Source organism: Lapillicoccus sp., from assembly GCF_046595215.1.
GTDB lineage: Bacteria > Actinomycetota > Actinomycetes > Actinomycetales > Dermatophilaceae > Lapillicoccus.
Window position 1 is genome coordinate 41508 of record NZ_JBKJPP010000010.1, and the last position, 6533, is coordinate 48040.

Genomic DNA, 6533 nt, shown 5'->3' on the forward strand with positions numbered 1-6533 from the left:
AGTTCAGGGTCCTGGCCAAGGACTCGTCGTTGTCCCGCGAGACGCTGACTGTCCGCTCGGAGGAAGAGCGCGAGGACGGCACTCTTGAATTCGACATCGAGTCCCCGAACGGCGAGTTCTCCGTGGGCGTCGAACTCACGCAGCACCTAGCCTTGGTCACAAGACTTAAGTTGACGCGCCGCGATGCCGATCGTGGGACGAGCTAGAACCGAAGGGGCTTACGCAACCGGTGGCTGCCCCATGCCGAACCGGAGGGGGAGGGTGGGGGTAGGCGGGATCCCCCCAACCCTCGGGCCGCGCCAGCGTGGTCCTCTGGGCGGCGATTAGGACTGGCCGAGCCGACAAGCATGAGGCGTTCCGGGGGTGCGGCCATGGCGCCCATCGTGCGATAGCCCGGCGAATCCCGGTCGAAGACCGTGAGGATGGCTAGCCTGCTCCTGTGGAGAAAACTGGGTCGTCACCTCGTTGACCTGCTGGCGTCCGATGGACGGATGAGCTTCACCGACCTCGGCAAGGCCACCGGACTGTCGACATCGGCCGTGCACCAACGGGTCCGGCGACTCGAGGGGCGGGGTGTCATCGGGGGCTACCGAGCGATCGTCGACGCCGAGGCGATCGGCCTCCCGTTGACCGCCATGATCTCGGTGTCGCCGCTCGACCCGGCGGCGCCGGACGACGTGCCGGAGCGACTGAGCCACATCCCCGAGATCGAGGCGTGCCACTCGGTCGCCGGCGACGAGAGCTACGTCCTCAAGGTGCGCGTCCCCACGCCGCGGGCCCTCGAGGACCTGCTCGCGCGGATCCGTGCCGCAGCCAACGTCGGGACCCGCACCACCGTCGTGCTCTCGACGCCGTGGGAGGGTCGGCATCCCCCGGGCCCCGAGGTCGCGAACGACTGATCCCGTGACCGTCAGCGGACCCGGAACCCGCCCTGGGTGACGGGCACAGTCTCCGGCCGCCCGCCGCCGCAGCCAGCCGCCCCGGCTCCGAACTTGGGAAGCGAGAAGTGCTGTGCACCGGCCGTGTCGAGGGTGAACGCCACTGGTTGACCGTCGAGCGCTGTCCCGCCTGCGGTCTGGCCCCTGAGGACGACGCCGCTGACCTCGACCCTGCCTTCCGCTTTGAACTGCACACAGGTCACCTGCGCGGTGAAGCGCGCCAGACCGGATCGACTCAGGTGGGTGAACGACAGCTTCCCCCTGGCCGCCCCGTCACCGTCGAGTCTGCCCTCCACGGACAGGCGGCGGGTGTCGTCGGGCAGGGAGCTCACCCCAGCGCCGTGGACGCTGTGGACGCTGCGGGCGGCGGCGGTGGTCGCCGGACTGGCCGGGATCGCGGGGCTCGCCGCGAGCGCCGGACTGGCTGGGAGGGTCAACAGGGCGGTCATGGTCACAGTGGCGAGCAGGCCGGCACGGCGCACGGGATCTCCTTGAGGGGTCGAGGGGTCGAGACGTGAAAAGCCGTCAGGCCCGGGGGTCGGGGTTGCAGCCGCGCATGGGCCCACTCTGGTCGCCGCCGTTCGCGGGGGCCTGACCGGGCGGGGTGGTGTGCGGGTGATTCGCGTCGCCCGCGCCATTGCCGGGCCGAAGGTTCAACGGGTCCTGACCCGGCGCAGCCTGGTGGGCGTGGTTGGTGTCGCCGTAGCCACACCCCGGTCTCGGCGGCGCGGCCGCGGCCCCGGCCACACCGATCGTCGGCACGATCAGGGCCGCAAGCACGAGCACGGAGGCAGCACGTGCGCGGCCGGTCATGGCGTTCCCGGAGTGACGGGCGTTCCCGGAGTGACTGGATCGGAGAGTATTCATCGCCCCACTAGATCACAGCATGGTGACGAGTGCTGTCGGACGGACACTCTGTGCTCGACCGCGGCGGTCCCCACCCCGCACTCGTGCGGCGGTGATAATTTGCCATGGTGACCGCTCCTCATGTCCGCGTCGCCATCGTCGGCACCGGGTTCTCCGGACTCGGCATGGCCATCCGGCTCGCCGAGCGCGAGCGTCGGGGCGACGGCTCTCAGGACTTCGTCGTCTTCGAGAAGGCCACCGAGGTCGGCGGGACGTGGCGCGACAACCGCTACCCCGGGTGCGCCTGCGACGTGCCGTCGCGGCTCTACAGCTTCTCCTACCGGCAGAACCCCCGCTGGTCCCGCGACTTCGCCGATGCCGACGAGATCTGGCGATACCTCGTCGACTGCGCCGACCACTACGACGTGAGGCGCCGGATCGAGTTCGGCGCCGACCTGCGCTCAGCGCTCTACGACGACGAGAGCGCCCGATGGTCGCTCCAGCTGGCGGACGGTCGGCGCTGGACCGCCGATGCACTCGTCCTCGGCGTGGGGGCGCTCCACGAGCCGGTCGTGCCGCAGATCCCGGGCATCGCCACCTTCGCCGGACCGGTCATGCACACCGCAGCCTGGCCCGACGAGGTCGACCTCACCGGCAAGCGGGTCGCCGTCGTGGGCACGGGCGCCTCCTCGGTGCAGCTCGTCCCGGAGCTGGCCGGGCAGGTCGCGTCGCTCAGCGTCTTCCAGCGCACGCCGGCGTGGGTCATCCCGAAGAGCGACCGGCTGTGGACGGCGCGCCGGCAGCGGGCGTTCACGCGCGTCCCCGGTCTGCAGCGGCTCGTGCGTTGGCGGACCTACCTCGAGCTGGAGTCCCGAGTCCTGGCCTTCACCCGCTTCCCGAAGGCCCTGGGGCTGCTCGAGCGCAGCTCCCGGCGCCACCTCGAGCGCGCCGTCCCCGACCCGGAGACGCGACGCCGGCTCACCCCGGACTACACCATCGGCTGCAAGCGGATCCTGCTCAGCAACGACTACTGGCCCGCCTTCGCCCGCGACGACGTCGTCCTCGTAACGGAGCCCATCGAACGGGTCGAGCCGGGCGCTCTCATCACGGCCGACGGCCGACGCCACGAGGTGGACGCCCTCGTCCTCGGCACCGGCTTCTCGGTGCGGGGCAGCATCGACCGGATCGACATCACCGGTCACGACGGCCGGTCCCTGACCGAGGCCTGGCAGGCAGGCACGCGGACCAACCTCGGCATCACCGTGGCCGGGTTCCCGGAGCTCTACCTCCTCCTCGGCCCCAACACCGGGCTCGGCCACACGTCGGTCATCGTCATGATCGAGTGGGCCACCGACTACGTCCTCGCCTGCGTCGACCGCTCCCGGACCGGGCCGCGGGTGACCACCGAGGCTGCCCAGTCGGCGTTCACGTCCGAGATGGCAGCGCGGAGCCGGGGCACCGTGTGGACCTCCGGTTGCCACAGCTGGTATCTCGACCAGTTCGGCCACAACGCGAGCGTATGGCCGCGCTCGACGGTGAGCTACTGGTGGCGCACGCGTCGGGTCGACGACACGCACTTCGAGGTCGTCCCAGCACCGGACCGGACCCTGACGCCCCACCGACGAGAGGCCTGATCACCATGTCCCGCACCACCTTTCGCCCCCAGGTCAGCATCGTCACGGGTGGCGCGTCGGGCATCGGCCTGGCCATCGCCCGTCGTCTCGTCGACCGGGGCAGCCGCGTCATCGTCGCGGACGTCGACGCCGACAAGGCGCAGCGCGCGGCCGCGGACCTCGGGACGCTGGCCACCGCAGCCACCGTCGACGTCGGCGACGCAGCAGCGGTCCGTGACCTCGTCGAGGAGGCGGTGGCCCGTCACGGCCGGCTCGACCTGATGGTCAACAACGCCGGCGTCGCCGTCGGGGGCCTGCACGAGCAGCTCGACCAGGCTCAGTGGGATCTCGCGCTGCGGGTCAACCTCGGCGGGGTCATCAACGGCATCAACGCGGCATACCCGGTCATGCGTGCACAGCGCGCCGGGCACCTGCTCAACACCGCGTCGCTCGCCGGGCTGGTCCCGGCCCCAGCGATGCTGCCCTACACGACGACCAAGCACGCGGTGGTCGGTCTTTCGACCGCGCTCCGCGCGGAGGCGGCCGCGGTGGGCGTCCACGTAAGCGTCCTCTGCCCCGGGTTCGTCGACACCCCACTGCTCGACAACATCCACACCGGCGGCCCGGACGGTGACCTGGTCTTCAGCATGCGCCGCCAGATCCGCCGGGTCCAGCCCCGGCTGATGAGCGCGGACCTCGTGGCCGAGCGCGCCATCCGCGGTCTGGAGCGCGACACCGCGATCATCGCCGTCGGCTCGACGGCGCAGGTCCTGTGGCGACTCAACCGCTACGCGCCGCCGGTCGCGCGGGGTCTGGTCCGGATGCAGGCGAGCGGCGTTCGGCGGATGCTGCCGAAGGCCGCTCGCCTGCTCAGGTGAGGCCCGGCCGGTGAGGATCAGCCGAGCTGGGCCGAGGCGAGCTCGCGACTCGCGGCTGCCCTGGCGGTGGCGGCCTCGTGGGTCGCGTGAGCATCCTCCTGTGCGCGCCACCACCGCTGACCCGCCTCGGGGAGGGTGTCGATCGGGTCGTAGTAGACGTAGTCACGGCTCAGCGCCGTCTCGTCGCTGCCCTCGATGGAGGTGCGGTAGTTCTTGCGCCAGTAGGAGATCCCGCGCTCGGTGTCGTACTCCTCCTGCTGGTGGACCCACCGCTTGCCGACGAAGGGCACGTCACACACGATCCGCGGCGTGGCGAAGCCGGGCAGGTAGCCCATGATCGAGTGCTGCAGCCGCTGGGCCTGCGCGAGGGAGACCCGCCAGTGCTCGCTGAACGGGATCATGTCGCACATGTAGAAGTAGTACGGCGTGATCGAGGCGTGGTCCTGCAGCGCGAAGCACAGGTCGAGCAGCTGCTCGGGGGAGTCGTTGATGCCCCGCATGAGCACGCCCTGGTTGCGGACGTCGCGTACGCCGGCATCGAGCATCGCGCGGGCGGCCCGGGCCACCGCCGGTGTCACGGACTGGGCGCTGTTGACATGCGTGTGGATCGCGAGGGAGACCCCGCGGGAGCGGGCCCGGCGCGCGACCCTGCCGACGCCCTCGACGACGTCGTCGGCGAGCCAGTGCTGCGGCAGGCCCATGAGCGCCTTGGTCGCCAGCCGGATGTCGCGCACGGTGTCGATCTCCAGCAGCTTGTCGAGGAACCCCTCGAGGTTCCTCCAGGGCATGTTGGCGACATCGCCCCCGGACACGACGACATCGCGCACCGTCGGCGTGCGCCGGAGGTAGTCGAGCATCGCGGCATACCGGTCGACGGGCTTGCCGGCGAGCTTGAGCTTGGTGAACTGCGGTGTGGAGTTGCCGACCAGGTCCATCCGGGTGCAGTGACCGCAGTACTGCGGGCAGGTGGGCAGCAGCTCGGCGAGCACCTTGGTGGGGTAGCGGTGGGTCATCCCCTCGGTGACCCACATGTCGTGCTCGTGGAGGGAGTCGCGGGTGGCGTAGGGGTGGCTCGGCCAGTCGGTGCGACGGTCGGAGAAGACGGGGAGCATGTAGCGGCGCACCGGGTCGGCCAGGAAGGCCGAGGTGAACTCGGCGCCCGCCGTCGGCATGGCGGAGTCCGTGGCCGGGACCATGGTGTTCATCATCTGCGGGGGCACGAGCATCGACATCGTCGCGCGCTCGGCCTGGTCCCGCTCGAGGTCGGCGTAGAACGCATCGGTGAGCAGGCCGCCCATCACCTCGCGCAGCTGGCGGACGGTCTTGACGCAGTGCGCGCGCTGCCACTGCACGTCGTCCCATTCGGTGGTGGTGACGCCCGTCCAGCCGGCCAGCCGGGTCCAGTCCGGCTCGACCAGCTCGCGCTGACGGTAGGGGTACGGCTGCTCGATCGCGGTGCTCATACATGACAGGATAGTGGAGAACGTCCTGTCAACCTTGTCGTTGTCCGCAAGATGTGCGCTCGTGTCGCGAAAAACAAGGAGAATCTGTGCCCCACAGCCCGTCGTCCCCCGTCGGTCTGCACCGCGTCCTCGACCCGTCGGGCGAGCGGGTGACCCTGCCGCAGGCCGCCCAGCGCCTCGACGCGAGCGCGCAGCTGTGGCCCGACGAGGTGCGCATCGACCTCGACACGCTCAACCTCGACGCCGCCTCCTACCGCCAGCTCACGGAGAAGCACCGCCGCGGCGGGGTGAGCAACGGCGGCGCGGTGCGCGACGAGGTCCGCGCGATCATCGCCGCCCGGGGCAAAATGCAGAACCCGGTTACCGGCTCGGGCGGGATGCTGATCGGCACCGTCGCCGAGGTCGGCCCCGCCAGCCCGCTCGGCCTCGCTGTCGGGGACCGCGTCGCGACCCTCGTCTCGCTCTCCCTCACCCCGCTGCTCGTCACGGACGGCCTGCGGCGGTGGGACGGCCTCAGCGAGCAGGTCCCCGCCGCGGGCCATGCGATCCTCTTCGGCCGCAGCATCGCGGCGGTGCTCCCCGAGGACCTCGACCCCCAGCTCGCGCTCCTGGTCATGGACGTCTGCGGGGCGCCGGCCCTCGTCGCCCGGGTCGTCCGGGAGTATGCCGGGCTGTCACCGACGGTGTGCGTGCTCGGCGGCGCGGGCAAGTCGGGGTCGCTGTCGCTGGCCGCGGCGCGGGACGCCGGAGCCGGGCGGGTGATCGCGGTCGTGCCGGTCGAGCGCGAGGCGGGCG

7 protein-coding genes and 1 pseudogene are annotated in these 6533 nt (G+C 71.1%); 5 read left to right on the plus strand and 3 right to left on the minus strand.

Annotated elements, in window-relative coordinates; all coding sequences use genetic code 11:
• The first annotated feature begins 29 nt into the window (after positions 1-29).
• Both ACLL9L_RS00880 and ACLL9L_RS00885 read left to right on the plus strand, forming a co-directional pair.
• Positions 30-206: a hypothetical protein gene (locus ACLL9L_RS00880; RefSeq protein WP_411282753.1), complete on the plus strand. Its 177-nt coding sequence runs from the start codon at positions 30-32 to the stop codon at positions 204-206.
• A gap of 216 nt (positions 207-422) precedes the next feature.
• Complete coding sequence (locus ACLL9L_RS00885) at positions 423-899, plus strand: Lrp/AsnC family transcriptional regulator (protein WP_411282754.1); 477 nt, start codon at positions 423-425, stop codon at positions 897-899.
• Positions 900-910: 11 nt separating this feature from the next.
• Here the strand turns inward: ACLL9L_RS00885 and ACLL9L_RS00890 are convergent, their stop codons facing one another.
• A complete protein-coding gene (locus ACLL9L_RS00890) occupies positions 911-1420 on the minus strand; it encodes a hypothetical protein (RefSeq protein ID WP_411282755.1) in 510 nt (169 codons plus the stop codon).
• Between the two features lie 43 nt (positions 1421-1463).
• Positions 1464-1751: a hypothetical protein gene (locus tag ACLL9L_RS00895; RefSeq protein ID WP_411282756.1), complete on the minus strand. Its 288-nt coding sequence runs from the start codon at positions 1749-1751 to the stop codon at positions 1464-1466.
• Positions 1752-1912: 161 nt separating this feature from the next.
• Here ACLL9L_RS00895 and ACLL9L_RS00900 point away from each other — a divergent pair, with 161 nt between their 5' ends.
• Together ACLL9L_RS00900 and ACLL9L_RS00905 are read left to right on the plus strand one after the other, a co-directional pair.
• Positions 1913-3418 carry a flavin-containing monooxygenase gene (locus tag ACLL9L_RS00900; RefSeq protein ID WP_411282757.1) on the plus strand — a complete coding sequence of 502 codons (1506 nt, stop codon included), beginning with the start codon at positions 1913-1915 and terminating at the stop codon, positions 3416-3418.
• A gap of 5 nt (positions 3419-3423) precedes the next feature.
• Complete coding sequence (locus ACLL9L_RS00905; protein WP_411282758.1) at positions 3424-4275, plus strand: SDR family NAD(P)-dependent oxidoreductase; 852 nt, start codon at positions 3424-3426, stop codon at positions 4273-4275.
• Positions 4276-4292: 17 nt separating this feature from the next.
• On the opposite strand, the gene ACLL9L_RS00910 is transcribed toward ACLL9L_RS00905, so the two are convergent.
• Entirely contained in the window at positions 4293-5738 is a 1446-nt protein-coding gene (locus ACLL9L_RS00910) for a KamA family radical SAM protein (protein ID WP_411282759.1), read from the minus strand.
• Positions 5739-5824: 86 nt separating this feature from the next.
• Here ACLL9L_RS00910 and ACLL9L_RS00915 point away from each other — a divergent pair.
• Positions 5825-6533: pseudogene (locus tag ACLL9L_RS00915) on the plus strand (L-erythro-3,5-diaminohexanoate dehydrogenase); the annotation flags it as partial.